The sequence below is a fragment of the Paraburkholderia sp. BR14374 genome (assembly GCF_040948685.1).
GTDB classification, from domain to species: Bacteria; Pseudomonadota; Gammaproteobacteria; order Burkholderiales; family Burkholderiaceae; genus Paraburkholderia; species Paraburkholderia youngii.
Map to the genome: position 1 here is coordinate 226,902 of NZ_JBFPKF010000008.1, position 16,333 is coordinate 243,234.

At 65.6% G+C, this 16,333-nt stretch carries 19 protein-coding genes; 13 read left to right on the top strand and 6 right to left on the bottom strand.

All coding sequences use genetic code 11. From position 1 onward, the window contains the following. Positions 1-33: 33 nt before the first annotated feature. A complete protein-coding gene (locus AB3X86_RS20750; RefSeq protein WP_368597432.1) occupies positions 34-993 on the top strand; it encodes an alpha/beta hydrolase in 960 nt (319 codons plus the stop codon). Positions 994-1,058: 65 nt separating this feature from the next. Here AB3X86_RS20750 and AB3X86_RS20755 read toward each other — a convergent pair whose 3' ends face one another. Together AB3X86_RS20755 and AB3X86_RS20760 are read right to left on the bottom strand one after the other, a co-directional pair. After that, entirely contained in the window at positions 1,059-1,925 is an 867-nt protein-coding gene (locus AB3X86_RS20755) for an NRDE family protein (protein ID WP_176119835.1), read from the bottom strand. A 143-nt stretch (positions 1,926-2,068) separates the two neighbouring features. After that, on the bottom strand, positions 2,069-3,136 hold the full coding sequence (locus tag AB3X86_RS20760) for a folate-binding protein YgfZ (RefSeq protein ID WP_368597433.1): 1,068 nt from the start codon (positions 3,134-3,136) through the stop codon (positions 2,069-2,071). A 78-nt stretch (positions 3,137-3,214) separates the two neighbouring features. Here AB3X86_RS20760 and mltG point away from each other — a divergent pair, with 78 nt between their 5' ends. The 10 genes from mltG to AB3X86_RS20810 all read left to right on the top strand — a co-directional run bounded on the left by mltG (position 3,215) and on the right by AB3X86_RS20810 (position 13,053). After that, a complete protein-coding gene (gene mltG, locus AB3X86_RS20765) occupies positions 3,215-4,225 on the top strand; it encodes an endolytic transglycosylase MltG (RefSeq protein ID WP_013089429.1) in 1,011 nt (336 codons plus the stop codon). After that, the gene (tmk, locus tag AB3X86_RS20770) at positions 4,225-4,845 is read left to right on the top strand and encodes a dTMP kinase (RefSeq protein ID WP_176108577.1); all 621 of its coding nucleotides are present in this window, start codon (positions 4,225-4,227) and stop codon (positions 4,843-4,845) included. The genes mltG and tmk overlap by 1 nt, the downstream gene beginning before the upstream one ends. Positions 4,846-4,939: 94 nt before the next feature. Next, on the top strand, positions 4,940-5,983 hold the full coding sequence (locus tag AB3X86_RS20775) for a DNA polymerase III subunit delta' (RefSeq protein ID WP_368597434.1): 1,044 nt from the start codon (positions 4,940-4,942) through the stop codon (positions 5,981-5,983). A gap of 49 nt (positions 5,984-6,032) precedes the next feature. Continuing rightward, the gene (locus tag AB3X86_RS20780; RefSeq protein WP_368586290.1) at positions 6,033-6,548 is read left to right on the top strand and encodes an N-acetyltransferase family protein; all 516 of its coding nucleotides are present in this window, start codon (positions 6,033-6,035) and stop codon (positions 6,546-6,548) included. Between the two features lie 105 nt (positions 6,549-6,653). Then, a complete protein-coding gene (locus tag AB3X86_RS20785; protein ID WP_368597435.1) occupies positions 6,654-7,445 on the top strand; it encodes a TatD family hydrolase in 792 nt (263 codons plus the stop codon). Between the two features lie 48 nt (positions 7,446-7,493). Beyond that, positions 7,494-8,225, top strand: a complete 732-nt coding sequence (locus tag AB3X86_RS20790; RefSeq protein ID WP_368597436.1) for an ankyrin repeat domain-containing protein — start codon at positions 7,494-7,496, stop codon at positions 8,223-8,225. A 192-nt stretch (positions 8,226-8,417) separates the two neighbouring features. After that, positions 8,418-8,774, top strand: a complete 357-nt coding sequence (locus tag AB3X86_RS20795; protein ID WP_176108572.1) for a Rap1a/Tai family immunity protein — start codon at positions 8,418-8,420, stop codon at positions 8,772-8,774. Between the two features lie 156 nt (positions 8,775-8,930). Continuing rightward, positions 8,931-10,154 carry a mechanosensitive ion channel family protein gene (locus tag AB3X86_RS20800; protein WP_368597437.1) on the top strand — a complete coding sequence of 408 codons (1,224 nt, stop codon included), beginning with the start codon at positions 8,931-8,933 and terminating at the stop codon, positions 10,152-10,154. A 153-nt stretch (positions 10,155-10,307) separates the two neighbouring features. Then, positions 10,308-11,720, top strand: a complete 1,413-nt coding sequence (otsA, locus tag AB3X86_RS20805; protein WP_176108570.1) for an alpha,alpha-trehalose-phosphate synthase (UDP-forming) — start codon at positions 10,308-10,310, stop codon at positions 11,718-11,720. A gap of 265 nt (positions 11,721-11,985) precedes the next feature. Further along, positions 11,986-13,053, top strand: coding sequence for a glycosyltransferase family 4 protein (locus tag AB3X86_RS20810; protein ID WP_176119827.1), 1,068 nt, complete (start codon positions 11,986-11,988; stop codon positions 13,051-13,053). Positions 13,054-13,301: 248 nt separating this feature from the next. Here AB3X86_RS20810 and AB3X86_RS20815 read toward each other — a convergent pair whose 3' ends face one another. The 4 genes from AB3X86_RS20815 to AB3X86_RS20830 form a co-directional block, all read right to left on the bottom strand. After that, complete coding sequence (locus AB3X86_RS20815; RefSeq protein WP_176108568.1) at positions 13,302-13,889, bottom strand: YSC84-related protein; 588 nt, start codon at positions 13,887-13,889, stop codon at positions 13,302-13,304. 78 nt (positions 13,890-13,967) lie between these two features. Continuing rightward, positions 13,968-14,279, bottom strand: a complete 312-nt coding sequence (locus AB3X86_RS20820) for a hypothetical protein (RefSeq protein WP_368597438.1) — start codon at positions 14,277-14,279, stop codon at positions 13,968-13,970. Next, positions 14,276-14,725, bottom strand: coding sequence for a hypothetical protein (locus AB3X86_RS20825; RefSeq protein ID WP_368597439.1), 450 nt, complete (start codon positions 14,723-14,725; stop codon positions 14,276-14,278). The genes AB3X86_RS20820 and AB3X86_RS20825 overlap by 4 nt, the downstream gene beginning before the upstream one ends. A 230-nt stretch (positions 14,726-14,955) precedes the next feature. Beyond that, positions 14,956-15,255: a PsiF family protein gene (locus AB3X86_RS20830; protein WP_018431983.1), complete on the bottom strand. Its 300-nt coding sequence runs from the start codon at positions 15,253-15,255 to the stop codon at positions 14,956-14,958. A 450-nt stretch (positions 15,256-15,705) separates the two neighbouring features. On the opposite strand from AB3X86_RS20830, the gene AB3X86_RS20835 reads away from it, so the two are divergent. Together AB3X86_RS20835 and AB3X86_RS20840 are read left to right on the top strand one after the other, a co-directional pair. After that, positions 15,706-16,005, top strand: a complete 300-nt coding sequence (locus tag AB3X86_RS20835) for a YciI-like protein (protein ID WP_176367301.1) — start codon at positions 15,706-15,708, stop codon at positions 16,003-16,005. 66 nt (positions 16,006-16,071) lie between these two features. Next, positions 16,072-16,266: a hypothetical protein gene (locus tag AB3X86_RS20840; RefSeq protein WP_368597440.1), complete on the top strand. Its 195-nt coding sequence runs from the start codon at positions 16,072-16,074 to the stop codon at positions 16,264-16,266. The last annotated feature ends 67 nt before the right edge of the window (positions 16,267-16,333 follow it).

Consider the following 16,333-nt stretch of genomic DNA (forward strand, 5'->3'; position numbering starts at 1 on the left):
GCGCTGCGCTGTGCGCATCACGTTGCTGAAACCATGCCGCTGAATCCAACGATCGAGCAGGTGCTCGACATGATCGCGCGGGCCAAACGCCCGCAGTATCACCAGATGAGCGCGCAAGCGGCGCGCGCGTCGTACGAGAAAAGCGCGCCGATCCTCGAGATCCCGAGCGCGCCGATGTTCTCCGTCGAAGACCTGCGGGTGCCGACGCGCGACGGCGCGACGATCCGCGCGCGCCTGTACTTCCCGGTCGAGCCGAACTGGGCCGAGCCGCTGCCGGCGTTCGTGTACTACCACGGCGGCGGCTTCACGGTCGGCAGCGTCGACACGCACGATGCGCTGTGCCGGATGTTCGCGCGAGACGGCCAGTGCGCGGTGCTGTCGGTCGATTACCGGCTCGCGCCCGAGCACAAGTTTCCGACCGCGGTCGACGATGCCTTCGACGCCCTTAGCTGGCTGCACGCGCACGCGGCCGAGCTCGGCATCGACGACACCCGGCTCGCGCTCGGCGGCGATAGCGCGGGCGGCACGCTCGCGACGGTCTGCGCGGTGCTTGCGCGTGATGCCGGCATCGCGCTCGCGCTGCAATTGCTGATCTACCCGGGCACCACCGGCCATCAGCAGACCGACTCGCACTCACGCCTCGCCGACGGCTTCCTGCTGTCAGGCGACACGATCCAGTGGTTTTTCGAGCACTACCTGCGCGATAGCGGTGATCGCGACGACTGGCGTTTCGCGCCGCTCGACGGTGAGCGCGGCGCGCCGGATTTTCGCGGCGTCGCGCCCGCGTGGATCGCGACCGCCGAATACGATCCGCTCAGCGACGAGGGCGATGCGTATGCGGAAAAACTACGCGCGCTCGGCAATCCGGTGGCGCTCAAGCGCTACGCCGGCATGATCCACGAGTTCTTCAAGATGGGCGGCTTCGTGCCCGAAGTCGGACAGGCGCATGCGGATGCCGCGGCGGCGTTGCGCGCGGCATTCGGCATCGGGTGAGGGCAGTCGTCGCGAAGCGGTGAGCGGCCGGCGGCGCATGCGCCGGCGAGGCGCCGATCAAACGATCACGCCACGCTCATCCGGTCGCGCTCGACGTTGAACGCGAAGCTGCGCTCGAAATCGCCGGGCCGCACGATGCGGTGCGAGCCGTTGTCGTCGCTGCGCTCGGCGACCGCGACGCCGATCACGTCGCCATAGGCGGCGACGCGCAGCGCGGTGGTGCTGCGCGTGCCGTATTCCGGCGATTCGATGAACGCCGCCGACAACACGCGCTCGCGTTCGAGCGGAATACCGGTCGACGGCAATTCGTCGTCGCGCGCGAGCCGCGGATCGCGCATCAGATCGATCAGGCGTTCGAGCGGCGGCATTGCATTGCGCGCGAGCAGCGTGCCGAGCTCGCCGCGCTTTCTGACCAGCTTCGGCCACGCGGTGTCGAGCACCGCGTTCGAGATGCCGTGCGTGCCGGGCGCGAGCAGCGCGGGGCCACTATTTGCGTCGACGGCGCCGCGATTGCAGTACCACGCGAGCTCACGGCGTGTCCAGTCGCCGACCAGCAGGTTGAAGCCGTTGTAGATGTCGCCGCTTTGCGCGACGTGCTCCAGATAGGCGAGCGGCGTTTCGTGCGGATGGCCGTCGGCGTCGCGCGCGGCGCTCGTGAGCCAGTTGCTGACGAGCGTGCCGCGGGTCGGCGCATCGGCGCGCATTTCGCCCGGCGCGCGGTAATTGGTCAGCGCGGCGAAGCGGCCGTCGCGCGACAGCCCGAGCCACGTGCCGCCGCCCACCAGATCGCGGCCCGCCAGCACGCCCGGCGCGTCGCGCCACCAGCCGATCGGCTCGGCCGTGCGGCGGAAAAACTCATCGCGATTCGCGGCGAGCGTGAACAGTGGACCATCGACCGCATCGGGTCGCCAGTCGAAAACGATCAGGCACATCGGGGAGCATCTCCCGTTCAGAGCATGGGCGGCCGCCTGATGCCGCAAAGGCTGACGGCAAAGAAAGCGACAAAAATCAGACGAGAATAAAGCAGCCAATAAAAAACGGCGCCCGATTGCGCCGCTTCTCACCTGCCCAACGATCAGACCTCGGCCGGCAGCCCGTAGGGCAGCGTCAGGAAGCGCAGCGCGGGGCCGTCGGCCGCGCCGACATGCACGCTGCCGCTGTCGAGCGCCGTGAGCTTGATCTCGACCAGCAGATCGACGCCGCCGCCTTGTGCCGATGCCGCGTTGACGATCATCCCGCACGGCTGGCCAGGATCGTCCGAGTGGAACAGCTCGGCGCCGGGGCGCACCGTATCAAGCTCGCCGGCGACGTTGGCGAGCGACGTGCGCCGCTTGATCGTGCCGCGATACTGGCTGCGCGCGACCACTTCCTGACCCGGATAGCAGCCTTTGCGAAAATTGACCGCGCCGAGCACGTCGAAGTTGACCATTTGCGGCACGAACTGCTCGACGACCGGCTGCGTGATGCGCGGCTCGCCCGCGCGGATGTCGAGCCAGTCCCAAACGGCCGGCGACACGCGCTTCAACTTGCCGTCGAGCGACGGCAGCAGCGCTTCGACCTGCGCCTTCGGTCCGATCCACAGATAGCGCAGCCGCTCCAACGCGTCCGGCACGCGGATCAGCGTGCCCGCGGTGCCGTCGACCTGCACGTGCACACCGTCGGGCAGCGCGTCGAACACGCCGGACAGCGCGCCGCGCACGTCGCCCGCGAGGCCGACCACCGCGAGCTCGCCGCTCGCGTCCACGAGCCTGGCTTTTGCTCGCAGCACGAACATCGACAGGCGCTTTTGCACGGCGGCCTGCACGTCTTTCGATACCAGCAGGCGGATCGTGTCGCCGCTGCGCCAGCTTAGGAACGACGCGAGCAGCCGGCCCTTGGCCGAGCAGTAGCCGGCGAGGCGCGCGTTCGCAGCATCGAGATGCTGGACGTCGTTGGTCAACTGGGCGTGCAGGAAGCTTGCCGCATCGTCGCCGGTCGTGTCGATCACGCCGAACTGCGACAGCGGCATGTACGCGCCGTGCTCCAGCACGGCAGCGAATTCTTCGGCCGACGGGCGCGGCAGGATGGGCAGGGCGGCGGGTGCCGCCGCCGTGGGAGCGAGACCGGAAGCGTTACCTGGGGCGTTCACGAGCGGTGTGTTCATGGATTCCGGGAACAGTCAATTCTGACTTTGGCTAAGGCAAACAGTTATTATATTCAGTCCAACCCAGTCACGTTTCGCATGACCCTTTTCAAGAAATGTTTCGCAGCCGGCGCGCTCGTCGTTGTGCTGGCCGCGGCGGCCATCGCCGCTGGATACTACTGGGCCACCCGCCCGCTCGAATTGACCCCGGCGCAACTCGACGTCACCGTCAAACCGCACAGCAGCCTGCGCAGCGTCGCGCTGCAGCTCAATCGCGGCGGCGTGCCGGTCGAACCCGAGCTGTTCATCGCGATGACACGGCTGCTCGGCCTGCAAAGCGACCTGAAGTCCGGCAACTACGAGTTCAAGAGCGGCATCACCCCCTACGAAGTGCTGCAGAAAATCGCCCGCGGCGACGTCAACGAATACGTGGCGACGATCATCGAAGGCTGGACCTTCAAGCGCATGCGCGCCGAGCTCGACGCGAATCCCGCGCTGAAGCACGACACGCTCGGCATGAGCGACGCCGATCTGATGAGCGCAATCGGCGCGCCCGAGGCATCGATCGGCAACGGCGAAGGGCTGTTTTTCCCGGACACCTACCTGTTCGACAAGGACACGAGCGACCTCGACATCTACCGCCGCGCGTACCGGCTGATGCGCGTGCGTCTCGACGAAGCGTGGCTCGCGCGCGCGCCGAACCTGCCGTACAAGACGCCGTACGACGCTCTGACGATGGCGTCGATCATCGAAAAGGAAACCGGCAAGGCGTCCGACCGGGCGCTCGTCGCCGCCGTGTTCGCCAACCGTCTGCGCGCGGGCATGCCGCTGCAGACCGACCCGACGGTGATCTACGGGATGGGCGACAGCTACGCCGGCCGCATCAGGAAGAAAGACCTGCAGACCGACACTCCCTACAATACCTACACCCGGATGGGCCTACCGCCGACGCCGATCTCGCTGCCGAGCGTCGCGTCGCTGCAGGCGGCGATGAACCCGGCGCCGAGCAGCGCGCTGTACTTCGTGTCGCGCGGCGACGGCAGCAGCATCTTTTCTGACACCCTCGGCGAACACAACAAAGCCGTGGACAAATACATTCGAGGGCAATGATGGCGCGCGGCAAATTCATAACGTTTGAAGGCATCGACGGCGCGGGCAAGACCACCCATCTGGGCTGGTTCCGCGAACGCCTCGAGGCGAAGCTCGCGCCGAGCGGCCGCTCGGTGGTGATGACGCGCGAGCCCGGCGGCACGCCGCTCGGCGAGCAGATCCGCGAGATCGTGCTGCATCAGAAGATGGACCTCGAAACCGAGGCGTTGTTGATGTTCGCGCTGCGCCGCCAGCATCTGGCCGAGGTGATCGAGCCGGCGCTCACGCGCGGCGACTGGGTGCTGTCCGACCGTTTCACCGACGCCACCTTCGCGTACCAGGGCGGCGGCCGCGGCCTGCCGCGCGACAAGCTGGAGACGCTCGAGCGCTGGGTGCAGGGTGGTTTCCAGCCGGATTTGACCGTGCTGTTCGATCTGCCGCCCGCCGTCGCCAACGAGCGGCGCAGCGCGGCGCGCAACCCGGATCGTTTCGAGAGCGAGTCGGCGGCGTTTTTCGAGCGCACGCGCGCCGAATACATGCGCCGCGCCGAAGAAGCGCCGCATCGATTCGCTATCATCGACTCTTCGCAGAGCATCGTGCGAATTCAGAAGCAGCTTGAAGAGTTGATCGCAACTCTTTGATTTCAAGCCGATATAATCGATTCTTATAACCACCTGTCAAGTTGATTCGTCACCTGAAGTAACGCGTGCAACCAATTGATTCAAAAACACCAAGATGATCTATCCGTGGCAAGCCGATGACTGGAACCGCCTGCAGCAGCTGCGCGGCCACTGGCCGCACGCGTTGTTGCTGCACGGCCAGGCGGGGATCGGCAAGCTGCGCTTCGCGCAGCACCTCGCGCAGGGCCTGCTGTGCGAGGCGCCGCTGCCGAACGGCGAGCCGTGCGGCGCGTGCGCGGCCTGCAACTGGTTCGTGCAGGGCAATCATCCGGACTACCGCATCGTCGTGCCGGAGGCGCTCGCCGCCGAAGCCGGTCTCGCGAACGCCGCGAACGGCGCCGACGACAAGGCCGAAAAAGCCGATGGCGACGAAGGCAAGAAGACCCGCACGCCGAGCAAGGAAATCAAGATCGAACAGATCCGCGGTCTGCTCGACTTCGTCGGCGTCGGTTCGCACCGCGGCGGCGCGCGCGTGGTCGTGCTGTATCCGGCCGAGGCGCTCAACGTCGCGGCCGCCAACGCGTTGCTGAAGACGCTCGAAGAGCCGCCCGCGGGCGTCGTGTTCCTGATGGTGTCGGCGCGCATCGACCGTTTGCTGCCGACCATCATCAGCCGCTGCCGTCAGTGGCCGATGAGCGTGCCCGCGCCGGACACCGCCGCGCCGTGGCTCGCCGCGCAAGGCGTCGAAGACGCCGCCGCGCTGCTCGCCGAAGCGGGCGGTGCGCCGCTCGCCGCGCTCGCGCTCGCCAGCGACGAGAACCGTCCGCTGCGCGACTGGACGCTCAAGCAGCTCGCGGCCGGCGCCGGCTGCGACGCATTCGCCTGTGGCGAGGCGCTGCAGAAGCTGCCAGTGCCGCTCGTGCTCGGCTGGCTGCAGCGCTGGATGTACGATCTGCTCGCGCAGCGCACCGCTGGCGCGCCGCGCTATTTCCCGCAGGCGTCGGCCGCGCTCACGCGCTGCGCCGCGCAGGCCGACGCCAATGCATTCGCACGCTTTCTGCGCACCGTCACGCGCCAGCGCGCGGTCGAAAACCATCCGCTCAACCCGCGGCTCGTGTTCGAGGAACTGTTCATCGGCTATCGCGCGCTGTTTGCGTGAGCTCGCAGCCAGACAGCCTTCCGTCTCATTCCATTCAAGCCAAGCCACCATGAGCCTTTCCTACCGCGACGCCACGCTCGACGATCTGCCCGCGATCGTCGCCATCTACAATTCGACGATTCCGTCGCGCCAGGTCACTGCGGACCTCGAACCGGTCAGCATCGAGAGCCGGCATGCATGGTTTCATGCGCACGGCCCGCAGAAGCGGCCGCTGTGGGTGGTCGAAGATCCGCAGCAGGCGGGCCGCGTGATCGCGTGGCTGAGCTTTTCCGATTTTTATGGGCGTCCGGCCTACCAGCGCACCGCCGAAGTCAGCATCTATCTCGACGAAAGCGCGCGCGGCCAGGGTCTCGGCAAGCAGTTGCTGGCGGCGTCGCTCGACGCGGCACCGGGTCTTGGCATCGACACGGTGCTCGGCTTCGTGTTCGGTCACAATGAAGCGAGCGTGCGGCTGTTCCGCGGCTTCGGCTTCGACGCATGGGGCACGCTGCCGCGCGTCGCGGTGCTGGACGGCGTCGAGCGTGATCTGGTGATTCTTGGCAAGCGCCTTGCGCACGCGAGTTGAGCACGCTACCTAGGCAAGCTGCCTGAGCAAGCTGCCTGAGCCGCCCCAAGCGGCCCCGGCCACGCCGTCGCCCGGCCGTAAGGCCCTTTTTCGCAGGACCTGACCATGTTTGTCGATTCACACTGCCATATCAACTTCGAAGGACTCGCCGACCGTCTGCCGCAAGTGCTCGACAACATGCGCAGCCATTCGGTGTCGCACGCGCTGTGCGTGTCGGTGGACCTCGAAACGCTGCCGTCGGTGCTGGATATCGCCAGCCGCCATGACAACGTGTACGCGTCGGTCGGCGTGCATCCCGATCACGAGCACATGCGCGAGCCGAGCGTGGCCGAACTGGTCGAACTGGCCGAGCACCCGAAGGTCGTCGCGATCGGCGAAACCGGGCTCGACTACTACCGCCTCGAAGGCCGCTCGATCGCCGACATGGAGTGGCAGCGCGAGCGCTTTCGCACGCACATCCGCGCCGCGCACGCGACCGGCAAGCCGCTCATCATCCACACCCGTTCGTCGTCGGAAGATACGTTGCGCATCATGGCCGAGGAGCGCGCGGGCGTGCCGGGCGGCGTGATGCATTGCTTCACCGAACCGTGGGCCATCGCCGAGCAGGCGCTGGCGCAGAATTTTTACATTTCGCTGTCGGGCATCGTCACGTTCAAGAACGCGACCGATGTGCAGGAGGTCGCGCGCCGCGTGCCGCTCGAGCGTCTGCTGATCGAGACCGATTCGCCGTATCTGGCGCCGGTGCCGTATCGCGGCAAGCCGAATGAACCTGCGTACGTCAGTTATGTCGGACGCTTCATCGCGCAGCAACGCGAGATGCCGGACGAGGTGCTGGCCGCCGCAACCACGCAAAACTTTTTCAGGCTGTTCGGAATCGCCGCGCCGGCCGGTGCCTGAAAAAGCCGAGTAACATCAAGGAGATAGGAAGCTTTCCTAAAGCACCATATGAAAAATATTTCGACGTCGTCTGCTGCTTTCCAACCGCTGTCCGCCGGGCCGGGCGCCCGGGCTCTCGCGCCGGCACGCCGTCTTGCGTGCGCCGCCGCGCTCGCCTGCGCGGCGCTGGTCGTGGTGCCCGCGCATGCAGCGCCGATCGACACGCTCATCAAGGCGGTCAAGTTCGACGACGTCAGCGGCGTCAACAAGCTGCTAGCGAAGGGCATGGACCCGAACAGCGTCGACAATCAGGGCATGCCGCTGCTCGTGATCGCCGCGCGCGAGAAATCCGACAAGGTCGCGGCCGCGCTGCTCGCAAATCCGAAGACCGACATCGAGATTCAGGACAAGGCCGGTGAGAACGCGCTGATGATGGCGTCGCTGGTCGGCGACCTGAACCTCGTGAATCTGCTGATCGCGAAGGACGCCGAGGTCAACAAGAAGGGCTGGGCGCCGCTGCACTACGCGGCCGCCAACGGCCACGACGACATCGTCAAGGTGCTGCTCGACCACTCGGCCTACGTCGACACGGGCTCGCCGAACGGCACCACGCCGCTGATGATGGCCGCGCGCGGCGGCCACGTGTCGACGGTCAAGCTGCTGCTCGACAACGGCGCGGACCTGTCGGTGAAAAACCAGATCGGCATGACCGCGCTCGATTTCGCCAAGACCTACAAGGAGCCGGACGTCGTCGAAGGACTCACGGCCCGCATGCAGCAGACCCAGCAGCAGAAGCAATGACGCTGTCGGCAGGCGGCGCGGCGGGCCCGCGAGGCCGTGCCGTTTTGCTGCGGTTTTATCCGAGCCGCGCGGCAGCGGGCCTGCTGCCGCCGTGTAAAACAGTGCAGAATGACGACTTCGGCGCGCCGCGTAGCGCGCCGCCCGGACGCGGCAGAAAGACCGCGTGATAAACAACCCTGGAAAAGGAACACCATGCTGCGGGCATTGATTTTCGCCGGCGCGCTTGCCTTGCCGCTTTCGGCGGCCGCGTTTACGGGAGGCGACCTCAACAAGCTGTGCACCAAGACGGACATCGCTTCGCGTAGCGCCTGCGCGGCCTACATAGAAGGCGCGGCCGACGGCATCTTCAACACGATCGACGCGATCGGCGGCACCACCGGTCCGCGCGTCGGCCAGTACTTCTGCCTGCCGCCGGATGCGCGCTCGGCGCAGTTGACCGACGCGGTGCGCAAATACATCGCCGAGAATCCTAACGCCGCGGGCTACAACGCTAGCACGGCGATTTCGCTGGGTCTCGGCAAGGCGTTTCCGTGCAAGAGCGGCGGCTGATCGATAACCGCCGCGCATCGAAGAACCCGTTGTAACGCCTGAGGCGCCGTCGAGCGCCTTGGGTGTCGGGGTCGTCGCTCCCGCTGGGGCGCCCCCGGATGTCAGTAGTCCCGCAGGCGCGCCGCCGCTCATCGAGCCCGGAGGAAGATGCCCGTTATGCCTACTATCGACGACTTCTACCGCGTGGCCGCCGCGCCGCTGCATACGTGGCTCGGCGCGCTAATCGTGACGGCATTCGTGACGATCGTGGCGATCGGCGTTCACCGCCTTGGCGCGCGCGTCGTGATGCGTCTGGCGCGACCGCATGCGCTGACGAGCGTCGTGCTGCGCTATATCGACAAGCCGTCGCTGTTCGTCCTCGTGATCCTCGTGTTCGCGTGGGTCTGGTCCGAGGCGCCCGATACCCTCAACTTCATCGAACCGGTGCGCGACATCACCGGCATCGCGCTGATCGCCGCGCTGACGTGGCTGTCGGTGCGCTCGGCCGCGGCGATCGGTGAAGCGATCATCCGCGCTCATCCGCTCGATAGCGCCGATAACCTGCAGGCGCGCCGCATCCATACGCAGGCGCGTGTGCTCGCGCGCTCGGTGATGATCGTGATCGTGATCATCGGTGTCGGCGGTGCGCTGATGACCTTGCCCAACGTGCGGCAAATCGGCGCGAGCCTGCTGGCTTCGGCCGGTGTCGCCGGTCTGGTCGCCGGTATCGCGGCGCGGCCGGTGCTCGGCAACCTGATCGCCGGTTTGCAGATCGCGCTGTCGCAGCCGATCCGCCTCGACGACGTCGTCGTGATCCAGAACGAGTGGGGGCGCATCGAGGAAATCACCGGCACCTACGTGTCGGTGCGGCTGTGGGACCAGCGCCGCCTGATCGTGCCGCTGCAATGGTTTATCGAAAACCCGTTCACGAACTGGACGCGCAACAGCTCGCAGATCATCGGCACCGTGTTCCTGTTCGTCGATTACCGGATGCCGCTAGCGCCGCTGCGCGAGGAGCTCGCGCGCATCGTCGAGAATGCGCCCGAGTGGGACCGCCGCGTGCAGGTGCTGCAAGTGACGGACTGCACCGAGCGCGCGATGCAGTTGCGCGCGCTCGTCAGCGCGCCCGATTCCGGCCTCGCATGGGATTTGCGTTGCCGCGTGCGGGAAGGGCTGCTTGATTTCGTGCACCGGCATTACCCGGAATACCTGCCACGGGCGCGTGCGGAGGTGTCGGCGGAGCTGGAGACGAGCGGCGCTGGCCCGATCGACTGGCTGCCGCGCAGCCGCCAGGCGCCCGCCGGCAGCACCGCCGCGCATACGGAAGCCGATCCGGTGGCGAGCCGCCTCGGCCGCACTGGGACGGGCGAGGTCCCGCAGCAGGCGAAGGAGCAGGCTTAGCCAGGCGTTGCCGAGCGCCAATCTCGAATCGCGCGCCGCGAACGTCGAGCGCGCTCACGCCCTACGATCCCCGGGCACACCGATTGCTCTTTACGGGCGCACCACGCCGGCGCAGTCGGCGCGGCGCAGCGCAAGAAATGGAGGACATGCACTATGGGCCGATTGATCGTCGTGTCGAATCGCGTCGCGACGCCGACGGAGACCAAGGGATCGGCGGGCGGACTGGCCGTCGGCGTATTCGGCGCGCTCAAGGATGCTGGCGGCGTCTGGTTTGGCTGGAGCGGCGACGTGGTCAGCGAGACGGTCGCCAACGCGGGGCCGATGCTCGAGCAGGACGGCGCGGTGACCTTCGCGACCGTCGGCCTCACACGCAAGGACTACGACCAGTACTACCGCGGCTTCTCGAACGCGACGCTGTGGCCGGTATTCCACTACCGCAACGACCTCGCGCGCTACGAGCGCGACGAGTACGCGGGATATCGGCGCGTGAACGCGTGGCTCGCGCACAAGCTGGTCAAGCTGCTCGAACCGGACGACATCATCTGGATTCACGACTACCATCTGATCCCGTTCGCCGAGGCGCTGCGCAGCGAGGGCGTGACGAACCGCATCGGCTTCTTCCTGCACATCCCGTTTCCCGCGCCGCAGATCCTGCTCAACATTCCGCCGCACGAGGAACTCGTCAAGTCGCTGTCGTGCTACGACCTGCTCGGCTTCCAGACCGCCACCGACCAGCAGGCGTTCCACGACTACGTGACCCGTCACGCGCGCGGCACGGTCAGCGCCGACGGCATCGTCGAGGCGTTCGGGCGCAAGCTGCGCACCGGCGTGTACCGGATCGGCGTGTTCCCCGACGAAATCGCCGAGCAGGCCAAGCGCTACGAAAGCCGCCAGCATGTGCTCGAACTGAAGCAGAGCCTCGAAGGGCGCAAGCTGATCATGAGCGTCGACCGGCTCGATTATTCGAAGGGGCTGGTCGAGCGGTTTCGCGCGTTTGAACTGCTGCTCGAACGCTCGCCCGAATGGCGCGGCAACGTCACGCTCGTGCAGATCGCACCGCCGACCCGCTCGGACGTCGCGACGTATCAGAAGATCCGCCAGGATCTCGAATACGAGGCCGGGCGCATCAACGGCCGCTACTCGGGGCTCGATTACACGCCGATCCGCTATCTGAACCAGCAGTACGACCGCTGGAAGCTGATGTCGCTGTTTCGCGAGTCGCAGATCGGCTTCGTCACGCCGCTGCACGACGGCATGAACCTCGTCGCGAAGGAGTACGTGGCCGCGCAGAATCCCGACGATCCCGGCGTGCTCGTGCTGTCGATTTTCGCGGGCGCCGCGGCCGAGCTTTCCGGCGCGGTGCTCGTCAATCCGCACGATGCGATCGGCATGTGCGAAGCCTTGCAGCGCGCACTGCAGATGCCGCTCGACGCGCGCCAGCGGCGTCACGAGATCAACATGGCCGCTCTGCGCGAGAACGATCTCGGTGTATGGCGCGACAGCTTTCTCAGAGATTTGCGCAGCGTGCCCGTGCGCCGATCGGGCGAGGGCGGGGGCCACCAATGACGACGCGGTGATGGCGCGGCAAACGCAAAGTTCGGCCAAAGCCGGCGCGCGGCCCGTGTCACCGGATGTAAGCCGTATGTAACAGCACCGAGCAATTGCAAGACCTGCGGCTTTTCCACCGACGCCAGGGAATAATCCTCCGTAGCGACGATGCATGCGGTGCTTAGGGACCGCGTGAATTGATCCGACGTCATGGCGCTGTCATACTCGGCGTCGCCGACGGCATCGCGATTGCGCGGCAGCCGCCGGCTCACGGAGACACAATATGAAGATTGCGCAGATCGCCCCGCTGACCGAATCGGTGCCGCCGAAGCTTTACGGCGGCACGGAGCGGGTCGTGTCGTACATCACCGAGGCGCTGGTCGAGCAGGGCCACGACGTGACGCTGTTCGCGAGTGGCGACTCCGTCACGAGCGCGAAGCTCGAACCGGTGTGGCCGCGCGCGCTCCGGCTCGATCCGGGCATTCGCGACCGCGTCGCGCCGCACATGCTGCTGATGGAACTGGTGCGTCGCCAGGCCGAAGACTTCGACGTGCTGCATTTCCATCTCGACTATTACTCGTTCTCGGTATTCAAGCGGCAGGAAACGCCGTTCGTCACGACGATGCACGGGCGGCTCGATCTGCCCGAGCAGCAGCCGGTGTTCGACACCTTCAACTCGGTGCCGGTGATCTCGATCTCGAATGCGCAGCGTCATCCGCTGCCGCAGGCGCGCTGGCTCACCACGGTCTATCACGGCCTGCCGGAGCAGCTCTATACGCCGCAACCGGTCGAGCAGAAGTACCTCGCGTTTCTCGGCCGGATTTCGCCGGAAAAACGCGTCGATACGGCGATCCGCATCGCGGGCCGCTGCGGCATGCCGATCCGCATCGCCGCCAAGGTCGATGCGGCCGACCGCGAATACTTCGAGCGCGATATCCGGCCGTTGCTCGACCTGCCGTACGTCGAGTACATCGGCGAGATCGCCGATCATCAGAAGGCCGAGTTTCTGTCGGGCGCGCATGCGCTGCTGTTTCCGATCGACTGGCCGGAGCCGTTCGGCCTCGTGATGATCGAGGCGATGGCATGCGGCACGCCGGTGATCGCGTTCAATCGCGGCTCGGTGCCGGAAGTGCTCGAAGAGGGCGTGACCGGGTTCATCGTCGAGGACGAGATCGGCGCGGTGGCGGCCGTCAACCGGCTGCACAAGGTGCCGCGCGCGGGCGTGCGGCGCCGCTTCGAGGAGCGCTTCACGTCGCACCGGATGGCGCGTCAGTATGTGGAGGCGTATCAGTCGGTGATTCGCGCGCAGAAGCGCTCGCGGTTCAAGGTGATCGATTCGTCGGGCGCTTGACGCGGGATCGTTCGCAACTGTCGAAGCGAAGAACGGCGGTGCGCGAGGCGCGGCGCCGTTTTTTTCGCGCCTGAGTTTTCTGGCGTATGAGCGCCGGCGTCGACACCGCACAACAAAAAAGGCCGCGCGATGGCCCACACAGGGTCCCCTCGCGCGGCCTTCGTCGCGATGCGATCCGGATGCAAAGCCTGCGCGCGTGTCGGGATGCGCGCGCGCAGGTGTTCAGCGAAGCGTACCGGGCAACGCGCTCAGATCTTCAGCCGCGTGACCTTCGTGCCTTGCAGCGACACGTCGCCCATCAAGCCCGCGTTGGTCAACACGAAAACCTGCACCGGCGCGGTGGCCGTGGTCGTGTCGACGGCGCCGTTCGCACCGATCTTCACGAGCGCGACCGATGCATCGACGCCGGCCGACCAGCCGTCCGCGTTGCGGAATTTGTCGAGCGAATCCTGCGTCATGAACAGGAAGATCAATGCCTTCGACTGCGCGCCCGCCGTCAGGCCCAACGAGCCCGACACGGTGCTGTAGTAGCCGACCGTCGCGCCGCCCACTCGCAATGCGCCTTCGCCATACTGGCCGCCGACGATGAAGCCCGCCTGTATCACCGACGGGAACACCAGCACGCCGCGCGCCTTCGACACCAGCTCACGCGAGCCCGGCACGGTCGTGAACAGCCTGGACAGCGTGCCGTCGACGCTGGCGTCGATCGACTGTCGTTTCGAGGCGTTGACATGAGCATTGTCCGGAGTGTTGCCCGTCGTCGTGCACCCGGCGAGTGCAAGGCCTCCGAAAGCTAGCGCAGCGGTCGTCTTCAACATGAAGTGTCGTCTTTGCATCGTTTTTCTCCGTGGTGGATCCGGGGCGCAACCGTGTTGATGTCGCCTGGTTGCCTCTGAGTTATAACACAGCCTGGTCTAAAAGGCGCGTTGCGTGGCAACGCGAAAAGCCTTATGGGACAAGGGTTTGAGGCTAATCGCAAGGTGCTTTTCAGTAACTTTGACCGGCCCGCCGGGTGGTGTCGAAGTACGCGTCGAGCGAAGCTCGGAGGAGGCGAAGCAGACGAGCGCCCGAGGCGCGGCGATTTTGGTGACGCCTCGCCACAGCCCCGCGATGCGCCTGTTTTTACCGATTTTCGCGTGGCGCGGCGGCCCATCGACATGGAAATGAAAGTGTTGTTTCGACGCAGCAAATGGCAGCGGAGTAAAAGCGGCGCGGCCGCTGCTCACCCGTGATTCACCGGGCTCTTGACCGCGGGCGGGCGCCGCAGCGCGCGGCGCACCATGCCGATGATCGCGCCGATCGCGAACAGGATCGCAGCCGGCACGATCCAATAGCCGACGAACGCGTGCCACAGATACGCGAACAGCGTCGAGCGGCGCACGCGGTATTCGTTGATCGCCTCCTGCTGACGCGGCGCGTTGGCGGCCAGAACGTCGGCCGGGCAGCCGGCGGCTTTTGCGTCGTCGGGCTTGCCACGGCAATGCGCGGGCGCGCCGGCGGCGCGCTGCGCCTGAGTGAAATTCCAGGTGGTCAGCGCGCGCTCGAGATCGACCGCGTTGTACGACATTTCCTCGCGGATCTCGTTGACCGCGACGATTGCCACGGGCACGGCCCAGAATATGATGACCAGCAACCACCGCCTTAACCAGCGGTTTTTGTGTTTCGATACCATCCTTGCCTCCGATCGATGCTCAGTAGCACCAACGACAAGATGGCGGCCCCGTTTTAATTGGTTCTATATGTGAGGGTGGGCCGTCTCCGCAGCCATCATAGAAGAAAACGGCGCGTTGCGCCGGTGGGCTACGAAGAAGGGGGCGAGCTGAGCGCCGCGTGGGTGGAACGATGCGCCGGCGCCGCGTCGACAGGCAGGGCGCCGGCTGGAGGAACGGCTACGCGTCTCGCTCAGTTGGCGGGCGCCGACGAGGACAGGCAGGTCTTCATGAACGCCTTGCGGTCGTCGCCTTTCTTGTCGCCCGCCTGCTTGTTGCAGGCCTTCATCTTGTCCTGCTGGCTCATCGGCGCGGCGGCTGCCGGCTTCGCGGAAAGACAGGTTTGCATGAACGCCTTGCGCTCGTCGCCCTTCTTGTCGCCGGCCTGCTTGTTGCAGTCGGCCATCTTGGTCTGCTGGCTGTTCGCCGCGAACGCCGGCGATACGAGTACCGCGCCCAACACCAGCGTAGCGATAGCGGATTGGATTTTCATGGGACACTCCATCGGTGGTGAAAACGTTTCTGGTCGTTTATGCGCGCGGGCGATGCCGGCATCCATGGGCCCATCGGCGCATCCATTATGGCAAATGCCGTCTGCCAGAACGGCTCGAAATGCGTTCCGGTTGACAGCGGTGCGCGCTCGTTTTCCCTGAGTAGCGGGGAGCAACCGGTGATGCGGCGTTTGAAACGATCGAAATCAACGAGTGCGGGAATTTTGTTATGCAATGCAGATTGGTTGCGCCGACTATTCCTTGCTATTTGAATAGAAATTGCGGTTCGAGGTATTTGGATCTATTGCTAGCAGGAAATAAGAATTTCCGCATTGCTGCGAATGCAACTGAATAGAAAAGTGGCATGAAATTCGGCAGCCTCCGTTGTGCAAATCGCGCTCCGATGCATGCCGGTACCGGTGTCGACCTTCATCGTTGCGAGGAGGCTTACCATGCATTACCTGTTGATGTACGAGTTGGTACCCGACTATCTGGAGCGCCGCGGCGAGTACCGCGACGCGCATCTGAAACTCGCTTGGGCCGCCGCCGAACGGGGCGAACTGCTGCTGGCCGGCGCGCTCACCGAGCCGACGGACGAGGCGGTGCTGCTCTTCACCGGCACCTCGCCGGCAGTCGCGCAAGCCTTTGCCAAGGCCGATCCGTACGTGCTATCCGGACTCGTCACGCGTTGGCGCGTGCGCGAATGGACCACCGTCGTCGGCGAGCACGCATCGAAACCAGTGCGCCCGTAGTGTCGCTCGAAGCGACTTCAACGTCTTTGCTCTCGCCTCGAACGCGGCGCATGCAGCAGCGGCCGCATGCGCGCCTCCGATTGCCTCGATGTCACCGCGCGTGCGCGCCGCCGTTCTTTCGCCGACGCTCGACACAGCCGATCAAATCAATCATCAAATGGCATAGAAATGCGTGCTGGATTGGCAATTGCATTTTTAAAGCGCATTCTGTTCGGCAATGCTGTATTGTGCTTTGCAATAGGCGCATTCGATGCCAGATAAGCAGGCGGCTTCTGTTACGGCAATACGAGATCGGACGCAGCGAAACGGAAAAGATTGTTTCTATCCG